14 protein-coding genes are annotated in these 22,221 nt (G+C 65.5%); 10 read left to right on the top strand and 4 right to left on the bottom strand.

Going from position 1 to position 22,221, the window contains the following annotated elements:
• Nucleotides 1-23: 23 nt before the first annotated feature.
• The 5 genes from BSIN_RS16405 (at nucleotide 24) to BSIN_RS16385 (ending at nucleotide 5,611) form a co-directional block, all read left to right on the top strand.
• Complete coding sequence (locus BSIN_RS16405) at nucleotides 24-1,235, top strand: glycosyltransferase family 4 protein (protein ID WP_089341276.1); 1,212 nt, start codon at nucleotides 24-26, stop codon at nucleotides 1,233-1,235.
• Between the two features lie 8 nt (nucleotides 1,236-1,243).
• Nucleotides 1,244-2,485 (top strand): glycosyltransferase, encoded by a 1,242-nt coding sequence (locus BSIN_RS16400; protein WP_089341275.1) that lies wholly within the window; start codon nucleotides 1,244-1,246, stop codon nucleotides 2,483-2,485.
• An 85-nt stretch (nucleotides 2,486-2,570) separates the two neighbouring features.
• Nucleotides 2,571-3,608, top strand: a complete 1,038-nt coding sequence (gene gmd, locus BSIN_RS16395; protein WP_059520058.1) for a GDP-mannose 4,6-dehydratase — start codon at nucleotides 2,571-2,573, stop codon at nucleotides 3,606-3,608.
• A gap of 3 nt (nucleotides 3,609-3,611) precedes the next feature.
• Nucleotides 3,612-4,505 carry an NAD-dependent epimerase/dehydratase family protein gene (locus BSIN_RS16390; RefSeq protein ID WP_059520057.1) on the top strand — a complete coding sequence of 298 codons (894 nt, stop codon included), beginning with the start codon at nucleotides 3,612-3,614 and terminating at the stop codon, nucleotides 4,503-4,505.
• Complete coding sequence (locus tag BSIN_RS16385) at nucleotides 4,502-5,611, top strand: glycosyltransferase family 4 protein (protein WP_089341299.1); 1,110 nt, start codon at nucleotides 4,502-4,504, stop codon at nucleotides 5,609-5,611. The genes BSIN_RS16390 and BSIN_RS16385 overlap by 4 nt, the downstream gene beginning before the upstream one ends.
• Before the next feature lie 4 nt (nucleotides 5,612-5,615).
• Here the strand turns inward: BSIN_RS16385 and BSIN_RS16380 are convergent, their stop codons facing one another.
• Genes BSIN_RS16380 through BSIN_RS16365 form a run of 4 tightly spaced genes read right to left on the bottom strand, consistent with a single transcriptional unit; the run spans nucleotide 5,616 to nucleotide 9,596 of the window.
• Nucleotides 5,616-6,920: a glycosyltransferase family 4 protein gene (locus BSIN_RS16380; protein ID WP_231935904.1), complete on the bottom strand. Its 1,305-nt coding sequence runs from the start codon at nucleotides 6,918-6,920 to the stop codon at nucleotides 5,616-5,618.
• A 49-nt stretch (nucleotides 6,921-6,969) separates the two neighbouring features.
• Nucleotides 6,970-7,623 (bottom strand): ABC transporter ATP-binding protein, encoded by a 654-nt coding sequence (locus BSIN_RS16375; RefSeq protein WP_059520056.1) that lies wholly within the window; start codon nucleotides 7,621-7,623, stop codon nucleotides 6,970-6,972.
• Complete coding sequence (locus tag BSIN_RS16370) at nucleotides 7,620-8,414, bottom strand: ABC transporter permease (protein ID WP_059520055.1); 795 nt, start codon at nucleotides 8,412-8,414, stop codon at nucleotides 7,620-7,622. The genes BSIN_RS16375 and BSIN_RS16370 overlap by 4 nt, the downstream gene beginning before the upstream one ends.
• Before the next feature lie 12 nt (nucleotides 8,415-8,426).
• Nucleotides 8,427-9,596, bottom strand: a complete 1,170-nt coding sequence (locus BSIN_RS16365; RefSeq protein WP_369828191.1) for a KpsE/RkpR family capsule polysaccharide export protein — start codon at nucleotides 9,594-9,596, stop codon at nucleotides 8,427-8,429.
• Between the two features lie 455 nt (nucleotides 9,597-10,051).
• Between BSIN_RS16365 and BSIN_RS16360 the strand changes: the two genes are divergently transcribed.
• From BSIN_RS16360 to BSIN_RS16340, 5 genes are read left to right on the top strand one after another with little or no spacing between them, the layout of a single operon-like run.
• Nucleotides 10,052-11,257 (top strand): capsule polysaccharide biogenesis protein, encoded by a 1,206-nt coding sequence (locus BSIN_RS16360; RefSeq protein ID WP_082712106.1) that lies wholly within the window; start codon nucleotides 10,052-10,054, stop codon nucleotides 11,255-11,257.
• Nucleotides 11,250-12,035 (top strand): SDR family NAD(P)-dependent oxidoreductase, encoded by a 786-nt coding sequence (locus BSIN_RS16355; RefSeq protein ID WP_069233854.1) that lies wholly within the window; start codon nucleotides 11,250-11,252, stop codon nucleotides 12,033-12,035. Before BSIN_RS16360 ends, BSIN_RS16355 begins: the two co-directional genes overlap by 8 nt.
• 1 nt (nucleotide 12,036) lies before the next feature.
• On the top strand, nucleotides 12,037-13,572 hold the full coding sequence (locus BSIN_RS16350) for an LTA synthase family protein (protein ID WP_089341274.1): 1,536 nt from the start codon (nucleotides 12,037-12,039) through the stop codon (nucleotides 13,570-13,572).
• Entirely contained in the window at nucleotides 13,569-21,284 is a 7,716-nt protein-coding gene (locus BSIN_RS16345) for a type I polyketide synthase (protein ID WP_089341273.1), read from the top strand. The genes BSIN_RS16350 and BSIN_RS16345 overlap by 4 nt, the downstream gene beginning before the upstream one ends.
• Nucleotides 21,281-22,189 (top strand): UDP-3-O-acyl N-acetylglycosamine deacetylase, encoded by a 909-nt coding sequence (locus BSIN_RS16340; protein WP_089341272.1) that lies wholly within the window; start codon nucleotides 21,281-21,283, stop codon nucleotides 22,187-22,189. The genes BSIN_RS16345 and BSIN_RS16340 overlap by 4 nt, the downstream gene beginning before the upstream one ends.
• Nucleotides 22,190-22,221 lie beyond the last annotated feature (32 nt).

The raw sequence follows: 22,221 nt of genomic DNA, 5'->3' as shown, positions 1-22,221 counted from the left end.
CTGCCGTTGCGCCCACACACGACATGGTCAAACAAGCCACCTCGAAACAACGCATCGTCGTCAACGTGACGGCCAGCGCCGACTGGCGCCGACGCCCGGTCGGCATCATCCGGGTCGAGCGCGAGCTGGTCAAGCAACTGCGGCGCCTGCATCCCACGCGCATCGAACCGGTGCTGCTCGATCGCCAAAGCGGCGAATGGAAGCTCACGGGCGCGCCGCTCTTCGACGAGATCTGCTCGGACGAATGGGTGCTGGCCGACAACCCGGATGACGTGCCACAAGCCTTGAAGAAGCCGCTCGCGCCGTTCAAGCCGAGCCCCACCGACAAGTTCGTGACCGTCGGCAGCGACTGGTCGTTCGACATCCCGGATCGGGTGATGCGCCTGTACGGCCAGCACAAGGCGCTCGTCGCCGCGCTGTACGACCTGATTCCGCTGCTGTTTCCGGAGTTCACGCCCGGCCCGGAATTCTTCGATCAGTTCCACCGCCATTACCGCGACGTCGCGAAATACGCGCAATCGGTGTTCTCGATCTCCGAGCATTCGAAGCAGGACCTGCTCGAATTCTGGCAGCGCGCCGGGCTGAGCGGGCCGCTGCCACGCGTGGAGGTGGTGCCGCTGGCGGGGCTGCCGCGCAAAGCGGCGCTGCCGCAGTTGAGCGCGGCCGAGCGCGCGCAGTTGCACAGCCTTTGTCACGCGGGCGAATACGTGATGTTGGTGAGCACGCTGGAGCCGAGAAAAAACCACCAGCTGATGCTCGACATCTGGCGCCAGTTGCACCTGGAGCGCGGCGCGCACTGCCCGCGGCTGATCTTCGTGGGCATGCGCGGCTGGGGTGCGGAGAACATGATCCAGCAGATGGGGCAGATGAACGCGACGCGGGACGGCAAGATCGAGTGGCTGCAAGGGGTGGGCGACGCTCTGCTGATGCATTTGTACGCGAACGCGCTGTTCGCGGTGCTGCCGAGCCATTACGAAGGCTGGGGGCTGGCGGCGACGGAGGCGGCCAGCTTCGGCAAGGTGTGCGTGACGTCGAACAACAGCGCGCTGAGCGAGGCGACGGGCGGCTTGTCGCCGAGCCACCATCCGCTGGATCTGCCCGCGTGGGAGCGCGAGATCCGGCGCCTGATCGACGAGCCCGAGTATCGCCAGGGGCTGGAAACCCGGATCGTGAACGGCTTCGTCCAACGCACGTGGGACGATTTCGGCCGCGAATTTTCGACGAAACTGCTTTGACCGACGCCATGCGAGAACACGCCGCACGAATTCTGCAGGTTACCCCTTATCCGACGATCGATCCCCGTCACGGCGGCCAGATCCGCTCGGCGCAGATTGCCGCCGAGTTGCGCGCGGCCGGCTACGAGGTCAAGAGCGTCGCGGTGTATGTCGCGGACGATTATCCGCAGGCGGGCGAGGACGACATCGCGTTCGATTCGAAGTCCGAATACTGGCATGACGATCTGCCGTGGCTGTCGGATTACTACAGCGGGGTGTTCGGCGCGCGCGACGTGAAAGCGTCGGCGCGGCTGCAGGCGGTGATCAATGGGTATCGGCCGCAGGCGGTGGTGGTCGAGCAGCCGTGGCTGTTCAAGGCGGTGCAGCGGGTGGCGCCGCCGGGCACGAAGCTGATCTATTCGTCGCAGAACATCGAGTGGCGGCTCAAGGACAAGCTGTTCGCGAGAACGGGCCATCCGCAGCGGGAGACGCTGATCGAGGCGATCCGGGAGATGGAGCACGCGGCGGCGCGCGACGCGCATCTGGTGGTGGCATGCACGGAGTCGGACCTGGCGTATTACCGTGACGTGTCGGGCAAGCCGGCCTTCAACGGCGTGGTGGCAGGCAACGGGGTGGAGCCGTTCTCATGCACGCCGCAGCGGGTGGCGGAGTGGCTGGCGTTCTTCAGTCGGCCGATTCCGGTATTCGTGAGCAGTGCTCACTTGCCGAACGCGCAGGGATTCTGGGACATGATGGCGCCGGGGCTGACGTTCCTGCGCCCGGACGAGGACATTCTGGTGGTGGGCGGGGTGAGCTCGATCATCATGCAGGCGCCGGGCTACCAGCGGTATGCGGACGTGAACCTGAGCCGGCTGAACATAGCGGGGCCGCGGGAGAAGACGGAGCTGCAGGCGCTGGTGCGGGCGAGCCACGTGGTGCTGCTGCCGATCACGGATGGGGAGGGCTCGAACCTGAAGACGGCGGAGGCGCTGGAATCGGGCTGTCCGATCGTGGCGACGAGCAAGGCGTTTCGCGGATTCGAGGCGGCGATGTCGCTGCCGCACGTGCAGATCGCGGACAACGCGCGGGATTTCCGTGTGGCGGTGCGGCGCGCGCTGGACCGGCCGAGGAAGACGGATGCGACGCCGCTGGAGGTGCGCTCGAAGTATTACTGGCAGCATCAACTGAAAGGTTTCGTCGAGGCGATGCGCCCGCTGTCCGAAGCCAGGGCGACGGCAGCCAAGGCCAGCGCAGCGGCCGCAGTGCGTTGACGCAGCACGGGCTCACGCTTCTTGCCGCATCGTGCGGCAGGGAGCTTGGATTGATAATGGATGAACCACGACACGAAGGGTTGATATGAATCCTGTTGCTGTTATTACCGGAATCACTGGGCAAGATGGCGCTTACTTGGCTCAGTTGCTGCTGGACAAGGGGTACGTGGTGTACGGCACTTATCGCCGTACCAGTTCGGTCAATTTTTGGCGCATCGCGGAGGTGGGGGTCGAAGGGCATCCGAACCTGCATCTCGTCGAATACGATCTGACCGATCTGAGCGCGAGCATCCGGCTGCTTCAATCGACGAACGCGACCGAGGTGTACAATCTCGCCGCGCAGAGTTTTGTCGGCGTGTCGTTCGACCAGCCGGTCACCACGGCGGAAATCACCGGCATCGGCCCGTTGAATCTGCTCGAAGCGATCCGGATCGTGAATCCGAAAATCCGCTTCTACCAGGCGAGCACGTCGGAAATGTTCGGCAAGGTGCAGGCGATTCCGCAGACGGAAACCACGCCTTTCTACCCGCGCAGCCCTTACGGCGTCGCCAAGCTCTATGCGCATTGGATCACGGTGAACTACCGTGAGAGTTACAACATCTTCGGCAGCAGCGGGATTCTGTTCAATCACGAATCGCCATTACGTGGCCGTGAGTTCGTGACGCGCAAGATCACCGACAGCATTGCGAAGATTCGCGTCGGCAAGCTCGACGTGCTGGAACTCGGCAATCTGGATGCAAAGCGCGATTGGGGATTCGCCAAAGAGTACGTCGAGGGGATGTGGCGTATGCTGCAGGCGGACAAGCCCGACACCTACGTTCTCGCGACGAACCGGACCGAGACGGTGCGGGATTTCGTGTCGATGGCCGCGCGCGCGGCGGGTTTCGAATTGGCTTGGGAAGGAAAGGATATCGCCGAGGTAGGCGTGGATATGCGTACCAACAAGCCGATTGTCCGTATCAATCCCAAGTTTCATCGGCCTGCGGAAGTCGATCTTTTGATCGGCGATCCGGTCAAGGCGCGCCGCGAACTCGGCTGGGAGCCGAAGACCACGCTCGAGCAGCTTTGCCAGATGATGGTCGACGCAGACATCCGTCGCAACGAAGCCGGCTTTTCGTTCTAATGCATGGCAAAAATTCTCATTACTGGGATCGGCGGCTTTACCGGCCGCTATCTCGCCAGTGAACTGGTGGCGCGCGGGCACGAGGTCTGCGGCATCGCGCATCGTCCGATGCCCGAATCGGCATTTCGCGTCCACGCGTGCGATTTGCTCGACAGCGATCGTTTGACCGACATCCTGAGCGCCGAGCGGCCGGAAGTGCTCGTGCATCTTGCCGCGATCGCGTTCGTCGCGCACGGCGACGCCGGCTCGGTGTACCAGACGAATATCGTCGGTACCCGAAACGTATTGCATGCGATCGACGTGTCCGATGCGCAGCCGAAATCGGTGATCGTCGCAAGCAGTGCGAACGTTTACGGCAATGCGACCGAGGGTGTGATCGACGAGCAGGTCATGCCGGCGCCTGCGAATGACTACGCGGTCAGCAAGCTGGCGATGGAATATGTCGCGAAGCTATGGGAAGGGCGGCTGCCGATCACGGTCGTGCGGCCGTTCAACTATACGGGCGTCGGGCAAGCGCACAATTTTCTGATTCCGAAGATCGTTTCGCATTTTCAGGATCGCGCGCCCGTGATCGAATTGGGCAACCTGCACGTGGTCCGCGATTTTTCGGACGTTCGGGACGTGGTCCGCGCATATGCGGCCGTGCTCGAAGGCAATCATGCCGGGCAGACATTCAACGTGTGCTCGGGCGTGGGCACGTCGCTGCAGGATGTGCTCGCGATGGCGAGCGACATCACGGGCCATCATCCGGAGGTTCGGGTCAATCCCGCATTCGTCCGCGGAAACGAAGTGCACAAGCTGATCGGCAGCAACGTTCGCCTGCAGCAGGCGATCGGCCCGATTCAGCCGATTGCGCTGCGCGATACGCTCGAGTGGATGCTGGAGCATCGTTGGTGAAATTGGTGCTCGGTGTCGATGCGGTGGCCGTGCCGCTGACAGGCATCGGGCGCTACGCGTGGGAACTTGCGCGTTACTACGCCGCGCACCGGGAGGCGATCGGTTCCGTGTGCTTTTATGCGGGCGGCCGCTGGTTCGACGATCCGGCGCATTTGTTGGACGAAGCTTCGCCGCGTCGAAGGAGGCGCAAGCTGTTTCGTGCGCCGGCGATGCTGCGCCGCTGGAATGAGCAGCGGCGAATGGCGGGCAGCTTGTTTCATTCGCCGAATTATTTCCTTCCTCAATCGGTCGAGCGGGGGATCGTCACCATTCATGATCTCTCGGTGTTCAAATATCCGGAAACGCATCCGTCGGAGCGGATCAGGCAGTTCGAGAGCGGCTTCGCATCGACACTGAAGCGTGCTGTGCATTTGATTACGGATTCCGAAGCGATTCGCGCCGAAGTGGCGGCATATTTCGGATGGCCATCCGATCGGATCACGGCAGTCCCGTTAGGGGTGCCCGACGGTTTTCGCCCGCGTGCAGCCGGCGAACTGGCGCAACCGTTATCCGAGCTTGGATTGCAGCCGGGCGCTTATGGCCTGTGCGTATCGACGCTCGAGCCGCGCAAGGGGATCGACCGGCTGATCGCCGCCTATCGCGCATTGCCTCACGCATTGCGCGCGCGCTATCCGCTTGTGCTGGCGGGAAGCAAAGGGTGGCTCAACGACGAGCTGATGACCGACATCGAGTGCGCTGCCCGGCAGGGATGGTTGCGCTACGTGGGTTTCGTCCCGGAGGCATCGCTGCCGATGCTTTACGCAGGCGCGCGCGCGTTTTTCATGCCGTCGTTCTATGAAGGATTCGGGCTGCCGGTGCTGGAGGCGCTCGCCTCCGGTGTGCCGACGCTCACATCGGATCGCTCGTCGCTGCCGGAGGTGGCGGGCGGCGCCGCGTGGCTCGTCGCGCCGGACGATCATTCGGCCTTGTTACAAGGCGTCGAGCATGTGCTGTGTGACGAAACCTGGCGCGCGGCGGCTGTGGAGCGCGGTATCGCAGTGGCGGCGGGGATGACGTGGGAGCGCTGCGCACGCGGCACGCTCGCAGTCTGCCGTCGTTTCGCGTGATGGGTCAACGACGCTCGCAGGCCACCGTTTCGACGATGAGTGCTTCCAGTTGTGCGGCACTGGCTTTCCACGTCAATGGAGCCAGCGCGTTGCTGTTCTTTGCCGAACCGTTTCGCAAGTTCGTGAGCCAGTCGCGCAATTGCCCGCTCAGCGTGGTGCTGTCGTCGGCGCGGAAGTAGACGGCGTTTGGGCCGGCGATTTCGCGGAATACAGGAATATCGCGCAGGAACAGCGGGATGCCGCAGGTGGCGGCCTCGATCAGCGGCAGGCCGAAACCTTCGGCTTCGGAGGCGGCGAGCAGGCCGTGCGCATGCCGATAGAGCCACGCAAGCTCGGTATCGGTAGTCTCGGTCAGCCAGAACAGCCGCCGCCCGAGTTCGCGATGGCCGTGCAGACGCGCCGCAATGGCTTCGACATGCCAACCGCGTTGTCCGACGATGACGAGCGCGGTGTCTTCGCCCGCTTCCCATAGTGACTGGAATGCGTCGAGCACGAGTGCGTGCCCTTTTCTCGGCTCGACGGTGCCTACCATCAGGACGACTTTCGCATCGGCGGGCCATTGCGCGGCGATCGCCGGCGCTTCGGCGAGATCGGCGGCGACGGGAAGATTGGCGCCCAGGTGAAACCAGCGCACGAGCGGCGCATTCGTGCGCAATCCGAAGTGATCGCGCATGTAATTTTCCGTTTCATTCGCCACAGCGCTGGAAATGCAGAAGAGCGCGTCCGAATGCACGGCCAATGTGGACAGCCAGCGTCGGAACGAGCGGCTCGCGCGGCGTGTGAACCAGTCAGGGCGGAATACCGGCAGCAGGTCATAGACGACGAATGCGAAGCGTACTCCGCGTGCGCGCCATTGGAGCAGGTCGAGTTGACGGCTCGGAAGAATCCGGCTTGTCAGGTCCAAGCCCAGAAAGACATCTCCCGCGGCCGGCTGCACCGGCTCGTCGTTGCGTGGGCCGGGCGTGCCCGTCAATTTGGCGAGGTAACGGTCGGCATATCGATAGCGATGGCGCCGCGTCGCGCGCACGGCGCGCACGTCGAAGCCCGGCGGCGGCGATTCGAGCAACTGGAGCAGCAGGTTGCGCGTGACGCGTTGAATGCCCGTGCCCGCATCGTGCGAAGCGATGATCGACACGTCGACGAACAGCGTGCGGCGTTGTCCATCGGCAGCCGCGAGCATCGGCGTGATAGCCGAGACGGCGCGCCGTGCGGCGCCGGCAAACGCCTGTCCGCCCCAGGCAGCGGCATATTGCGCGGCTGCAGCCACGCCAATGCGCAGCGGCCGCACGCGCGAGGATGGCTGGCGCACCGGCACTCGGTTCACGTGCTCGCGGGAAGGGGCGGGATGTGCCGTACCGTCACGCGGCGCTTTTCTGATAGAACTCGTAGGCATGCTCGACTGAATCGAACGAATGCAGCCTGCCGTCGGCCAACACCGAAGCGCGATCGCAATGCTGCCGGATGTAGCTTGCATCGTGGCTGACGATGATGAGCGCGCGCTCCTTGCGACGAATGAACAGCTCATGGTGACATTTGTCGTGAAAGCGGCTGTCACCGACGGCGACGATCTCGTCGATCAGGAAGCAGTCGAATTCGATCGCCATCGAGATCGCGAACGCCAGACGCGCGCGCATACCGGCCGAGTAGCTCTTGACCGGTTCGCGCAGGTAGTAGCCCAGCTCCGAGAATTCGAGGACGAACGGTTCGGCTGCTTTGGGATCGGCGCCATAGACGCGGCAGATGAAACGCAGGTTGTCCATGCCGGTCAGGCTGCCTTGGAACGCGCCGCCGAACGCGAGCGGCCAGGACACGCGCATGCTGCGATGGATGCGGCCCGACGTCGGCAGCTCGGCGCCGCTGATCAACCGGATCAGCGTCGATTTGCCCGCGCCGTTGCGGCCGAGAATGCCGACTTTCTCCCCCGGCTTGACGCGAAGGTCGATCTGATTCAGTACGCGGCGCCTGCCTTGCCGCGTGTGATAGTCCTTGCAGACGCGTTCAAGCTCGATCATTCCGGTTCCACCCTCCTGCCCGTGTCGCGAACGAGATACAGGCCGACCAGCAATAGAATTGCGTCGCTGAACACCATGTATTGGACACTATAGTACGGCGTCACGAGCGAGCCGAAGTATCCGGCGCGCAGCATCTCGGAGCCATGCACCATCGGCAGCAGCAATACGTAAGGCTGGAATTTCTGAGGAATCCACGACACCATGAAGACCGACCCGGACAGTGGAAAGAGCAGGTACGAAACGGTGTGCCAGACCCGCTCGATCGCTTCGCTGCGCTCGGACAGCGCTCCGATGATGAGCGCGAGGCTGCTGCCGAACACGATGAAATGCAGCCATCCGCCGAGCACGAGCAGCACGTCTTCGGGCGGCTTCATCATGCCGACGGTGATGAAAAGAATCGTGAGAAATGTAAACGACATCGTCGCGCCCCCGATTTCCAGCAGCAGGCGGGCGAAGAAAAAATCGAGCACGCGCACGTTCCGGTGATAGAGGAGCGCTTGGTTTGGCAGGATCGCGAGCGCGCAGCGGTTCGCGCAATTGCGCCACAGCAGCACGGGCGAGTAGCCCGTTACCGCGAATGCGGTGACGGGCAGCGACGAGCCGTGCGTCATTTTGGTGACCGTCCAGAGCGTGAGCACGCCGACCGTGAACATCATCGGCTCGAAGAACATCCACAGAAAGCCGATGTTGTGCCGGCCGAATCTCGTCAAGATCTCCCGCATCAGCAGCGCGCCGACCACGCGCGTCTGGATTGCGATCGAACGTGACAGCGGAGTGTCGTGAGTCGCCATTGCCGGGCGCGCTCAGTCGTGGTGCTCGCGCACGCCGGCGAGCAGCAGGCTCAGAATACCCCACGCGATCATGCCGAGCGCGAACACTTCGAAGATCGATTTGAGGCGCTTCGGCTCGATTGCGATATCCGGCGTGTTGGGATTCACGAGGCGCTCGAGGTAGAGCTGCTGGCGCTGCGCTTCGCCGCGTGCGGTTTCCATGGCCGTTATCGCGGACGCAAGCTGCTTGTCTGCGACTTGCGAGTCGAGTTGCAGCCGCGTATAGCTCGCGCTCTTGTTCGACAGCGAATTCTTGCCGCCTGCGACGCCGCTTGCCGATTCCCGGATCTGCCGCTCGATTTCCACGATGTTGTTTTTGAGCACCGAGATCTGCGGGTTCTGCGGCGCAATGACCTGAAGCTGGCGCAACTGGGTCTGCGCGTTGAACAGCTCCGTCTGTAAGCTGGTGACCTGCTGCAATTGCAGTGCCGATTGCTTGTCCGGATCGAAGACCGCATTCGAATTGCGGTACGCGGCGAGTGCGACGGCTGCATCTTTCGCTTTCGCGGCAGCCAGATTGACCTGGTTTTGCGCGAAACTCACCATGTCGTGGGCGGCCCGCTGGTTCAATCTGTTGACGAGCTGCTCGCTCAAGCCGAGCAGCTTCGAGTTGATCGCATATGCGTCGTTGGGCGTATAGCCGCGCACCTTCAGCGTGGCGATGCCCGACGACGAATCGAGCGTCACCGACACGATTCGCTTGTCGTAGTACTTCCATAGCGATTCGAAGCTGTTGTCGAGCGACGCGTTGAAGCGGCTGATCAAGTCGCCTTGCTTCGAATAGGCGTCGAGCACATAGTTCTGGCCCAGCTCGCGCAGCGCGTCGCGCGACTGGATGTAATCGATGACGGAATACGTGTCGTCCTGCTCGCGCACGAGCCCCGTGCCTTGCAGCAGCGCGCCCATCACGCTCGGCTGGGCGGCCCGCTGGGCGCTTCGGACCACGAAGCGCGATTCGGACACGTAAACGTCTGACGCGATGAGGCCGTAGTAGAGGGTCGCGATGACGGTGGGGACCGCCACCGTCAAGACGAACAGTTTGTCGAGTCGCCTGATCCGCCCGAGAACGCTTGCGTTCGCGCGCTTTTCGGTCGTCGGGACTGAGGATGCGTTGCCAGATACGTTTTCCAACTTCCCTTCCATCCAGGCTGATTGGCTCTTTGCATTCTGTCAAAAGACACAATTACCTTTCGACTTAAGAGCGGATTCGATCAAATGGCACGGTCATGCAACGGGTATAGCGCAAATAGACGTATTGTCTTCGCCTGCTTGATCGCTTTGTCGCATTGAACCGCGAACGGATGACTTCCGGCAAGTACGTTTTTTCTACCGGCGAGGCCGGCAGGTCACTGGGCGGCTGATTATAGCCAGCGAGAATGAATCGTGCCATCGCATGGGGCGCTTCGTCAGATTTGTGCAATACGCGATAGATCATTCAGGACATCTGTTTTGCTTTTTTTGGCAGGATGCTATATTCATTTTGCTCCCGAAAAGAGGAGCAGCCAAGTGCCAGCGTTAATATTCATAAAAGGTTCGTTTCGAGGGGCGGCGGCGATTTTTCCCTCGAGCGGGTCCATTTCGTCGGTTGACTTTTTTCGATGGCTCGCTCATTTCTTGTGCTGCAGGGAACGGCTTCGCCGTTTTTTAGCCGGTTGTCCGAAGCTTTGTCCCGGCGGGGGCACGCGGTGCGCCGAGTCAATTTTTGTGGCGGCGATCTTTTGTACAGCGGAGCGGGTGCGGCTTGGGATTATCAAGGCGCGCTCGACGAACTGCCCGACTGGTACTCGCAAGCAGTCCGAACGGAGGGGGTGACCGATGTCATTATGTTCGGCGACTGTCGCGAGGTTCACCGGCCGATGCATCCGATCGCGCAGGCATGCGGCCTGCGCATGCACGTGTTCGAGGAAGGTTACATTCGCCCGCACTGGCTGACGCTCGAGCGGCACGGCGTCAACGGCCGCTCGCTGCTGCCGCGCGACCCTGCCTGGTATGTCGAGCAACGGGCCGTCACGCCGCCGAGCCAGCCGGGGCGGCCAACCGGTTACAACCTTTACGAGCGCACATTCCACGATATCCGGTATCGTAGTGCAAACGCGTTTTATGCAAGCCGCTTTCCTCACTATTGCAGCCATCGTCCGAGGAACGGCTTGGTCGAATATGCAGGTCTTGCGATGCGCGCACTGCAGTATCGCCGCCATCGCAGTAAAGCGGAGAAAGTGACGCAGGAGTTGCTGGGTACGCAATGCTCCTATTATTTGTTTCCGCTGCAACTGGGCTCGGACGCGCAGATCGTCGTCCATTCGCCGTTCGACGGCATTCGCGACGCGATCGGGCGGGTGATGCGCTCGTTTGCACGGGATGCGCGTTCCGATGCGTTGCTTGTCATCAAGAACCATCCGCTCGACACGGGATTGATCGATTATCGGCGCTTTACGTACAAGCTCGCGGCGGAACTCGGCATCGACAGGCGCGTGCGCTTCATCGACTCGGGCCATCTGCCAACCCTGCTCGAGCATGCGGCGGGCGTCGTGGTCGTCAACAGTACGGTGGGATTGTCGGCATTGCATCACCGCCGCCCGCTGATCGCGCTCGGCGCGGCCGTGTATGCGCTGCCGGGGCTCACGTGGCAAGGCGGTCTCGAGGATTTCTGGACGCAGGCCGAGCCGCCCGATATGACTCTCTATCACGCGTTTCTCGACTACGTCATGCATCACACCCAGATCAACGGCGATTTCTACACGCGTACCGGCATCGAAATGGCGACGGCGGGCGCGCTCGAGCGGCTGGAGGCGGCGCGTGACTAGCGGCGCGCCGCGCCACGTCGTCATCACGGGTGCAAGCTCGGGGCTCGGCCGCGCGCTCGCGCAGGCATATGCGGCGCCCGGCGTCGTGCTCGGGCTCGTCGGGCGCGATGGCGCGAGGCTCGACGAATGCGTGGCAGCGTGCCGCGCGCGCGGCGCGCTCGTCGTCGCCGGACAGTTCGATGTGCGTAACGACGGGGAGGTCGACACGTGGCTCATCCAGTTCGACGAGCGCTACCCGATCGATTTGCTGGTTGCGAACGCGGGCGTCGCGAGCACGCTCGCTTCGGCGGCCGACTGGGAGACCTTCGAGCGCATCGCCACCGTTGTCGATACCAATTTTTACGGCGCACTGCGTACCGTGTTGCCGGTTGTCGCGCGGATGCGGTTGCGCCGGCGCGGCCAGATCGCGATGGTCAGCTCGCTGGCCGCATTGCGCGGGATGGCGATTTCTCCTGCTTATTGCGCGAGCAAGGCGGCGATCAAGGCTTATGCGGACTCGGTCCGGCCGTTGCTCGCGCGCGATGGCGTCACGCTGTCGGTGATCCTGCCCGGCTTCGTGAAGACCGCGATGAGCGATGTCTTTCCGGGCGATAAGCCGTTCTTATGGCCGGCGGACAAGGCCGCCGATCACATCCGGCGCCGGCTCGCCGCGCGGCGCGCGGAGATTGCGTTTCCGGGGCTGTTGTCGCTCGGCATGCGCTTGCTGTCGGTGCTGCCCGCCGCGCTCGCGGACCCCATTCTCGGCCGGCTGTCGTATCTACCGCGCGAGGAGCGCTGAGATGAGCAGCGGGCTTGCGTTGGCGTTGACCTTTGCAATCGCACTGTCGTTCGTGCTCGATGCGCTCGCGATACCGCGCGCGCCGTGGCGCCGGCCGTTGCCTGCCATCGCATTACACGTGCTCGCCGTCGCGTTCTTCGGCGTATGCGTGTTCGCCGTCACCGCGCGCGCGTGGTTTTCTACTTTCGTCGCGCTTGCGCTCGTCGGCCTACTGGCAGCCGTTAGCAATGCGAAGTACGAATCGTTGCGCGAGCCGTTCGTATTCACCGATTTGAGCCTTTTCAGTCAGCTTTTCGCGCATCCGCGCCTGTATTTGCCTTTCCTCGGCGCCGGCAAGATCGCCGCGATCGCAGTCGGCGTCGCGCTGCTTGCGGCGGGATGCATAGCCGAGCCGCCGGTGGTGGCGCGGTCGTTTGCCGGCGTGCTGGCGGCGCTCGCCGCGTGCCTGGCGTGCGGCGTCGTGCTCGCGAAGCGTCTGACGCTCACGCTGGATGCGAATGTCGATCAACGGCGTCACGGTTTTCTCGCCACGTTCATCGCCTATCTGCTGAACGGGCTGCGGCCGGCGACATTGCGCGCGTTCGAGCGCGCGGCGGCGCTAAGCCCGTTCGCCGACGGGCAGGCCGCCGGCTACCCGGACGTGATCGTGATTCAGAGCGAGTCGTTCTTCGATGCGCGCCGCGTGATCGCAGGCATCGAGCCATCGATCTTCACGCATTTCGACGCCGCGCAGCGCGAGTCACACTATTACGGAGAGCTTACGGTTCCGGCGTGGGGCGCAAATACGATGCGTTCCGAGTTCGCGATGTTGACGGGGGTGGCGTCCGAGCGTCTCGGCTACGCGCGCTTCTATCCCTATGCATTCGTGCGCCGCGCGTGCGCGTCGCTTGCAGGCTGGTTTCAGCGTTCCGGCTATCGGACCCTCGCGATGCATCCTTACTACGCGGATTTCTTCGGCCGGGATCGCGTGTTTCCGCTCATGCATTTCGAGCGGTTCGTCGATATCCGCCACTTCGAGGACGCGCCGCGAGCCGGCCCGTATATTGCCGATCGCGCGCTCGCCGACGCGCTGATCGCGGAACTCGACGCGCCGCGGGACAAGCCGCTCTTCGCGTTCGCGATGACCATGGAGAACCACGGGCCGCTGCATCTGGAGCCGGTCGAGCCGGGCGAATCGGGCCGGTATCACACGCTCGGCGATGGTCCCGCATGGCGCGATTTGACGGTTTACTTGCGTCACGCCGCAAATGCGGATGCAATGATCGGGCGGCTGCTCGATCATGTGCGAGCCCGACGGCGGGATACGGTCGTTTGTTTTTACGGCGATCACGTTCCGGCATTGCCACATATTTTCGATAAGCTAACGATTGCACCTGAACGCAGCGACTACTTTATCTGGCGGAATTTCGGAACGCCGGCCGCCTGCCGACGAAATGCGCGTGTCGAAGAACTCGGTTCGATGCTGCTTCAAATGATCGAAGCCTCGCAAGCGAGCAACCCCACTGCAAGTGCATCGGAAAATACGACGCAACGATGAACGTAAAGATTGCAATTGTCGGGATGGCGTGCCGCTTTCCCGGTGGCGTGCAAAATCCGGACGAGTTCTGGAGGCTGCTGCGCGACGAGCGCGACGCCGTTACCGAGGTGAGTGCACAGCGCTTGGGCACGGATTTCTATTGGCATCCGTCGAAGCGCGAGCCCGGCAAAAGCTACACGTTTGCGGCCGGCGTTCTGGAAAATGTTGCCGATTTCGATGCGGCTTTCTTCGGAATCTCGCCGCGCGAGGCGACGCAGATGGACCCGCAGCAGCGGCTGCTGCTCGAATTGGCGTGGGAGGCGTTCGAGGATGCCGGCGTGCGGCCTGCCGACATGCGCGGGCGCAATTGCGGCGTGTACGTCGGCGTCGCGAGCCCGGACTACGGCAATCGCAGCATGGACGATCTGAGCGCGGTCGATCCGTATTCGGCAACCGGCAATGCGCTTAGCATCGCATCGAATCGCGTTTCGTATCTGTTCGATTTGCGCGGGCCCAGCATGTCGATCGACACTGCGTGCTCGTCGTCGCTCGTCGCGTTGCATCAGGCCGTCAATGCGCTGCAGACGGGTGACGCCGAACTCGCGCTGGCGGGCGGGGTGAATCTGCTCGCGCATCCGTTCGGCTTCGTCAGTTTCTCGAAAGCGTCGATGCTGTCGCCGCGCGGCCGCTGCCGCGCATTCGATGCGACGGGCGACGGCTACGTGCGTGCCGAAGGCGGCGCGTTCGTTCTGCTCAAGCCGCTCGATCGCGCGCTCGCCGACGGCGACACGATTCATGCCGTGATCGCAGGCTCAGGCGTGAACTCGGACGGCTATTCGCCTGGCGGCATCAGCGTGCCCAGCGCGGCGACGCAGGGGGCGCTGCTGCGCGACGTGTACCGGCGCGCGGGCATCGATCCGCGCTCGCTCGTCTATCTCGAGGCGCACGGCACCGGCACGGCGGTCGGCGATCCGATCGAGGCGCGCGCGCTGATCGACGTCGTCAGCGCGCAGCGCCCGGACGACGATCCGCTGCTGATCGGCTCGGTGAAGACCAACATCGGCCACTTGGAAACGGCATCCGGCATGGCGGGGCTGCTGAAGGCCGTGTATTGCCTCAAGCATCGTGCGATTCCGCGCTCGCTGCATTTCGAGACGCCGAATCCGAACATCGATTTCGCCGGCGGGCGGCTGCGCGTGGTCGATCGCTACACGCCGCTCGGCGAGCGCGATGCGCCGCTGACGATCGGCATCAATTCGTTCGGCTTCGGCGGCACCAATGCGCACGTGGTGTTGACCGAGGCGCCGGCGCGCGCGAAGGAACCCGCCGCATCGATGACAGTGATCGAGCCGGGCGACGCAAGCCCGCGTGCGGCGAATGCGCCCGCGCCGCTCGTGCTGACCGCGCGCGTGCCGCAGGCGCTCGCCGCGCTGGCCGCGGATTATCTGCGCCGCCTCGAAGGCGGTTGCGCATGGCAGGCGCTCGCCGCAGGGGCCGCGCGTCGCCGGCAATGGTTCGACGCGCGCGCGGTGGTTGCGCCGTCGAGCGTCGCGGCGGGCCGCGAAGCGCTCGCCGCGCTCGCGGCCGGCGCGTCGACGCCGGCATGCGTGGCGACGGCCCACACGCTCGAGCACGGCCACGACGCGCGCGTCGCGCTCGTGTATTCCGGCAACGGCTCGCAGTGGGCGGGAATGGGGCGCCAGCTTTACGACGAGGACGCGGTATTTCGCGATGCGGTTGCCGAAGTGGACGCGCTTTGGAGCGCGGACGGCAGCGCGTCGCTCGTCGACGTGCTGCGCGCGGGCGCGAGCGCCGAATGGCTTGCCGCCACCGAGCACGCGCAGCCGCTGTTGTTTGCGATCCAGGTGGGCATCACGCGCGTCATCGACGCGCACGGCGTGCGTTTCGAAGCCGTCACCGGCCACAGCGTGGGCGAGATTGCCGCCGCTTGGGCGGCGGGCGCGCTGACGCTTGCCGATGCAGTGCGGGTCATCAAAATCCGCAGCCGCGCGCAGGCGCTGACCCGCGGCAGCGGGCGCATGGCCGCTGCGGGCCTCGACGAGGCGGACGCGCGCGCGCTGATCGGGCGGCTGGGGCTTGAGCCGAGCGTCGAGATCGCCGGCGTGAACAGCCCGCAGGCCGTGACGCTCGCAGGTCCGCTCGATGCGCTGCTGGCCATCGACGCGGCACTGCGTGCGAGCGGCCAGTTCTTTCAGCTTCTCGATCTCGATTACGCATTCCACAGCCGGCAGATGGAGCCGATCAAGCCGGTGGTGCTCAAGCAGCTCGCGGACCTTGCACCGCGCGCGGGCTCGGGCGGCTTCGTGTCGGCCGTGACCGGCGAGCGCCTGACGGGCGACGCGCTCGGTGCGCAATACTGGTGGCGCAATATTCGCGAGCCGGTCCGCTTTAGTGACGCGATCGCCTGTATCGCGGCGAGCGGCGTGCGTCTGTTCATCGAAGTGTCGCCGCATTCGATCCTGCGCACCTATGTGAAGCAGACGCTCGCCGCGCTGAAGCTGCCCGGTACGACGCTGCCCACGCTCAAGCGCAACCAGGACGGCGCGCAGATGTTGCGCCAGGCGGTTGCGTCGGCTGTCGCCCATGGCGCGCCGGTCGATCTGGATCGTTTCGTGCCCGACGCGCCGCGCGTCGCATTGCCGACCTATCCCTGGCAGCGCGAGCGCTATTGGCTCGAATCGAGCCCGGAGGGCTGCAACCTCGTCAATCGCCGCCGCGAGCATCCGCTGCTCGGATACCGGCTGAGCGGGCCCGCGCTGGCGTGGGAAAACGAGCTCGATCCGCTGCGCATGCCGATGCTTGCCGATCACGTCGTCGATGGCGGCGCGACCTTTCCCGGCGCGGGCTATGTCGAAATGGCGCTGGCTGCCGCCCGCGCGTTTTTCGGCACGCCGGATTGCGCGCTCGAGCACCTCGAGATCCGCGCGCCGGTAGTGTTCCAGGGGCAGCAGACGAAATGCTTCCGCTTCACGATCGAGCCGCGCACGGCGAGATTCCGGATCGAGACGCGCGACAGGATGAGCGATGCGCCGTGGGTCGAGAATGTCGTCGGCCGCCTGCTCGAAAGCGGCAATACGCTCGATGCGTCGAGTGCGGTGCCGCGTGGCGAAATGGAGCGGCTGCTCGCGCGGCCCGATGCGGGCGCCGCGGCACTGTACGACGCGGCGGCGGCGCTCGGGCTTGCGTATGGCCCGGCGTTCCGCTGGGTGCGCGCGGTGCGGCTCGCGGGCAACACGGCGCTCGCCGATGTCGCGGCGCCGCCAGCATGCGGTGATGCGCTCGAACGGGCTGACTATCTGCTGCATCCGGCCTTGATGGACAGCGGGTTCCATCCGCTGTTCGCGCTGCTCGTGCAGCGTGCCGCCGAAGCCGAAGCCGAAGCTGGAGCCCGAACCCGGGCCGACGCAGGCGCGCTGCCCGCAGCATACGTGCCGGTCCATCTCGGCCGTATCGATTACCTGCGCGGCGACGCGATCGTGCGCGTGCTGGCGCGCATCGAGCGGCGCAATCCGCATTCGATCGTCGCGTCGTTCGAGTTTCTCGACGCGGCCGACGCGATCGTCGCCCGGCTTGCCGGATGCCGCTTCAAGCGTATCGATCTGGTCGCGCGGCGGCTCAATCCGCCCGCGCGCTTTGTCTATGCGCTCGACGCGAAGCCGCTGCCTTCCACATTCGATGCAAGCGTGCTGCCCGCGCCGGCGCTGCTCGTCGAGCGCGCGCTCGCGTCGCTTGCGTCGCGCGAGGATTTCACGCGTCGCACGCGTCACCTGACCGAGATGCTGCCGCTTCTGGACGTGCTCGCGAGCGGCTACGCGCTGGCGGCGCTCGATGCAACCGGCGCGTTCGGGCAGCCTGCGCCGTTGGCGGGCGAGCGCGCGGCGCTCGTCGCCCGTCTTGCGGCGATGCTGGTCGAGGACGGGCTCGCACACTGGGACGGCCCACGGCTCGTGCGCAATGACGAATCGTGCGCGCTGCTGCCCGCGCTCGACGAACTTTGGCGCGGCTTGATCGCCGAGTCGCCCGGCCATGTCGCGGAGCTGACCTTGCTCGCGCACTGCGGCGCGACGCTGCCGGCCGTTTTGCGCGGCGAAGCGGCGTCGCGCCCGCTGTCGTCGACGGGCGACAGCCTCGTCGATCACTTCTTCGACGCGTCGCCGACCTGGAGCCACGCGCACGCGCTGCTGGCGGCATGCGTCGACGAGGCGCTCGCGACGTGGCGGCTGCCGCGCCGGCTGCGCGTGCTCGAGATCGGCGATCCGGGCCGCGACGTGCTGCGCCCGCTCGGCGTCGTGCCCAGCGCGGTGCGCTGCGATTACACGATTGCCGGCACGCCTCGTCAGCTCGCAAGCTTCGATGCGCATGCGTACCCGTCGGTACAAACGATCGCGCTTCAGACCGGCGACGCCTTCGCATTCTCGACCGATGACCGCACGCCGTTCGACATCGTGGTCATCGACCGTGCGCTCAGCGCGCGGTCCGATCCGCTTGCCGTGGTGACGGTCGTGCTCGAGCGTCTGGCGCCCGGCGGCATCGTCGTCGTAACGGAACAAAGCGGCAGCCGTTTCGCCGATATCGTGTTTGCCGTCGTCTCGGGCGGCGCGCACGCGGCCGGCGCCACGTCCGCGTCGCCGCTGCCGTGCGCCGCGCCGGGCGAGATCGAATCGTTGCTCGCGCACGCGGGTTTCATCGACGTCACGCGCTATCTCGAACAATCGCTCGATCTCGAAGGCGTGCCGACTTTCATCGTCGCGCGCAAGCCAGCGGCGCGGGCGCATGACGATCGCGAGGCGCTCGATGGCGCCGTGTGGGACAGCCTCGATACCGCTGCCTATGCGGAGCGCTGGCTCGTCGTGACGGGCGACGACAACGATGCATGCGCGGCGCTTGCCAGCGCGCTCGCCGGCACCGGCTGCTACGCGGAAGCTGTGCCGCTCGAGCGCGTGGCGGAAATCGTCGCGCTCGCATCGCCCGCGCAGCCGCATCACCTGGTGTTCGTCGCGCCCGACGCGGCAGTGGCCGACGATGCCGATGGCGACGAATTGATGCGCGCGCAACAAACGGGCGTCGTTTCGCTCGCGCGGCTCGTGCGCGAGCTATGCGTCGTCGATGCCACCGCGAGCGCGAGGCTGTCGATTGTCACGCGCGGCGGCGCGCCGTTCGAGGCCGAAGGCGCGCCGCTGAACCCGGCGCAGGCCGGGCTCTGGGGGCTCGGCCGGGTGCTCGCGAACGAGCATCCGGAGCTGTCGTGTCAACTGATCGACGTGCATCCCGCGCTCGAGTTGCCGCTGGATGCGCTGGTGCGCGAATTGCTCGCGAACGACGACGAAGAGGAGGTGCTGCTCACGCCGCAGGGCCGTTTCGTGCCGCGCATGCTGAGTGCCGCGCAAGCCGACGCGCGCACCGATACGCTCGGCGTGCGTCCGGCCGCCGTGCTCGCGTTCGATGCGCCTGGATCGCTGCGCAATCTCGAATGGTTCGCGCTGCCGCCGCGCGAACTCGAGCCCGACGAAGTCGAGATCGAACCGGTTGCGACCGGCTTGAATTTTCGCGACGTGATGTACGCGATGGGCCTGTTGTCGGACGAGGCGGTCGAATCGGGCTTCGCCGGCGCGACGATCGGCATGGAGCTGGCGGGACGCGTCGTGCGCGTCGGGCGCGACGTCGACGGATTCTCGGTGGGCGACGCCGTGCTCGGCTTTGCGAGCGCGGCCTTCGCCACACGCGTCAGGACGCGCGCCTCGGCGCTCGCGCACAAGCCGTCGCAGTTGTCGTTCGAGGAAGCGGCGACGATTCCGACGACATTCTTCACCGCGTATTACGCGCTCGCCGAACTCGCGCGGCTGCGCGCCGGCGAGCGGGTGCTCGTGCACGGCGCGGCGGGCGGTGTCGGCATCGCGGCGATTCAGATCGCGCGTCACCTGGGCGCGGAGGTGTTCGCCACGGCGGGCAACGACGAGAAGCGCGAGTTCGTGCGTCTTGCCGGCGCGCATCATGTCCTCGATTCGCGCAGCCTGTCGTTCGCCGACGAAATTCTCGCGCTGACGCACGGCGAAGGCGTCGACATCGTGCTCAATTCGCTCGCGGGCGAGGCGATGGTGCGCAGCATCGACACGTTGCGCCCGTTCGGCCGCTTCCTCGAACTCGGCAAGCGCGATTTCTACGAGAACAGCCAGATCGGCCTGCGGCCGTTGCGCAACAACATCAGCTATTTCGGCATCGACGCCGATCAACTGATGAACGCGCGGCCGGATCTCACCGCGCACCTGTTCGGCGAGGTCATCGCGCTGTTCGAGCAACGCGCGCTGCATCCGTTGCCGTATCGCGCCTTTCCGGCCTCGCGCGTCGAGGATGCGTTCCGCTATATGCAGCAGGCGCGGCAGATCGGCAAGGTGCTGGTCACTTACTCCGCCGGCACGCCGGCGCCGGCGCGCAGCAGCGCGCTGGCGCCCGGCGAGCTGCGGCTCGATCCGGCCGCGGGCTATCTGATCGTCGGCGGCACCGGCGGCCTGGGCTTTGCGAGCGCGCGTTGGATGGTGTCGCGCGGCGCGCGGCACCTGACGCTTGCGAGCCGCGGCGGCACGCTCGAGCCGGTGCTGCACGACGAGGCGGCGCAGTGGCGCGATGCGCTTGGCGTGCAGGTGCACGTCGTCTCGTGCGATGCGACCGATGCGGCGGCGCTCGCGCGCGTGGTCGGCGAAATCGGCGCACGCGGCACGCCGCTCAAGGGCGTGCTGCACTCGGCAATGCAGATCGACGACGGGCTGCTGCGCAATCTTGATGACGCGCGTTTCAACGCGGTGCTCGCGCCGAAGGTCGCGGGTGCGTGGAACCTGCATCGCGCGACGCGCGATCTCGCGCTGGATTTCTTCATCGTCTATTCGTCGGTGACGACCTATCTCGGCAATCCGGGGCAGGCAAGCTATGTTGCCGCGAACAGCTTCGTCGAAGCGCTCGTGGCCGCGCGCCGCGCGGCCGGACTGGCGGGCACGGTCATGGCGTGGGGGCCCGTCGACGACGTCGGCTTCCTCGCGCGCAACACCGACACGCGCGACGCGTTGCAGGCGCGGATCGGCGGCGTGTCGATCACGTCTGGCGAGGCGCTGGCCGCGCTCGAGCGGGTGCTGTGCGCAGGCGAAGCCGGCGAGGCCGTGGTGCGGCTCGACTGGCAGGCGGTGTCGCGCGGCATGCCGGCTGCCGGCGCGCGCCGGTATGCGCTGCTGCGGGCGTTCGGCGCGAGCGAGCCCGCGCGCGAAGGCGGCACGCGCTTGCGCGCGCAAGTGCAGGCACTGGCACGCAACGACGCGATCGGCACCGTCGAAGACAATCTGCGCGCGCAGATCGCGCGCATCCTGCATCTGTCGCCCGACCGGATCGCGCTCGATCGGTCGGTGCTCGATCTCGGCATGGATTCTCTGATGGGCATGGAGCTTGGAATGGCGATCGAGGAGACGTTCGAAGTCAAGCTGTCGGTGATGGCGATCGCCGATGGCGCGACCGTGCATTCGCTGGCCGAGCGTATCGTCGATCTGATTGCCGGCGCGGCTAACGCGTCGGCCGCGTTCGACGGCGAAGCGGCACGCCGCGCGTCGCTGGTCGAGCAGCACGGGCTCGAAGGCGCCGCGCGCGACGCGATGCTGAGCCCAGCCGGAGGCGCCGAGCCTGCGGGCGCGGCGGCAGCAAGTGCGCCGAATCCGCTTGCGTTGACCGCATGAGCGCGCCGGCCGGCTGGCAGATGCGTGAGGGCACGCTCGCGCGCGAGCTTGCTATCGCGGGACGCGGCCTGCACACCGGGCGCCGCGTCAACGTCCGGATTCTGCCCGCCGACGCGCGCGCGCACGGCGTCGTGTTCCGCCGCCTCGAAGGCGGCCGGGAGCTGGCGACGCTCGCTGCCGATCCGTCATTGAGACGCGCGCAGCCGCTATGCACGATGCTGCGCAATGCCGACGGCGTCGGCGTGCGCACCATCGAGCATCTGCTCGCGTCGCTGCTCGCGTGTGAGATCGACCATGCGACCGTCGAGCTCGATGCGGAAGAACTGCCGATTCTCGACGGCAGCGCGCAGCCGTGGGTCGATGCGCTGCGCGCCTGCGGCCGCGCGGCGCTGCCCGCGCCGAAGCGCTTCATTCGGGTGCTCAAGCCTGTCGTCGAGGCGCACGGCGCCGGCGCGGCACGGCGCGAGATGCGCATCGAGCCCGCCGAGCGCTACGAGCTTAGCGTGCGCAACGATCTGAAAGGCTTCGGCGACATGCACTGGCACGGCGTGCTGACGCCCGACGTGTTTGCCACGCAGATCGCTCCGTCGCGATCTTACGGGCGCATCAAATGGGCGATTCCGGCGATCGTTGCCGGTTATCTGCGCGGCGTGCCGATTCTGCGCGGCGCGCGGCCGTCATGCACCGCGTCGATCATCGGCAAGCGCGTCGTCGGCGGCTTGCGGCAACCGGACGAATTCGTCCGGCACCGCGTGCTCGACTTGATCGGCGATCTCGCGCTTGCCGGCGCGCCGTTGCTCGCCCGCGTATCGGCATGGCGGCCGAGCCATGAGATGAACTTCCGGCTCGTCGAAAAGTTGCTGTCGACGCCGGGAGCATGGGAATGGGCGGAGTTCGTCGCGTAATATATGAACTTCACTCACGAGACAGGCGAACG

Origin of the sequence: Burkholderia singularis (assembly GCF_900176645.1) — a bacterium.
Classification (GTDB): Bacteria; Pseudomonadota; Gammaproteobacteria; order Burkholderiales; family Burkholderiaceae; genus Burkholderia; species Burkholderia singularis.
Note: the sequence above shows the minus strand (reverse complement) of the source record. Positions and strands in the feature narration are given on the sequence as shown.